Source organism: Actinotalea sp. C106, assembly GCF_023630195.1.
Taxonomy (GTDB): domain Bacteria; phylum Actinomycetota; class Actinomycetes; order Actinomycetales; family Cellulomonadaceae; genus Actinotalea.
The window spans coordinates 1-742 of sequence record NZ_JALPKN010000589.1; the positions used below are offsets into that span (position 1 = coordinate 1).

Consider the following 742-nt stretch of genomic DNA (forward strand, 5'->3'; position numbering starts at 1 on the left):
GTGCCCGCCGGCCTCGGTCGCGAGCTGATGCCGCACCAGGCCCGCGTGGTCGCGGCCGCTGCCCGCGGTCACCGCACCTTCCTGCTCGCCGACGAGCCCGGCCTCGGCAAGACCGCCCAGGCCCTGCTCGCCGCCCAGGCGGCCGATGCGTTCCCCCTGCTGGTCGTGGTGCCGAACGTGGTGAAGACGAACTGGGCGCACGAGGTCGGGCTGTGGACGCCGCAGCGCCGCGCCACGGTCGTCCACGGCGACGGCGACGACATCGACGGATTCGCGGACGTCGTGATCGTCAACTACGAGCTGCTGGACCGGCACGTGGGCTGGCTCGCCGACCTCGGCTTCCGCGGCATGGTCGTCGACGAGGCGCACTTCATCAAGAACAAGCGCTCCCAGCGCTCCCAGCACGTACTGGCCCTCGCTGAGCGGATCCGGGCCCGCGCCGGTCGGCCGCTGCTCATGGCGCTCACCGGCACCCCGCTGATCAACGACATCGAGGACTTCCGGGCGATCTGGCAGCTCCTCGGGTGGATCGACGACAAGACCCCCCTCGGCCCGCTGATGGCTGCCCTCGAGGACACCGGGCTCACCCCGGCCGACCCCGGCTTCTACGCCGCCGCGCGGTCCAACGTGATCGACATGGGCATCGTGCGGCGCCGCAAGGCCGACGTCGTCGCCGACATCCCGGCGCGCCGGGTGGCGGACCTGCCCGTCGAGCTCGACGGGGCGGTCGGGCGCTCGATCC

At 72.9% G+C, this 742-nt stretch carries 1 protein-coding gene; it reads left to right on the top strand.

Features of this window, described 5'->3' with window-relative positions:
• On the top strand, positions 1-742 hold a 742-nt coding region (locus L0B03_RS18655), incomplete at both ends, for an SNF2-related protein (RefSeq protein WP_250448602.1).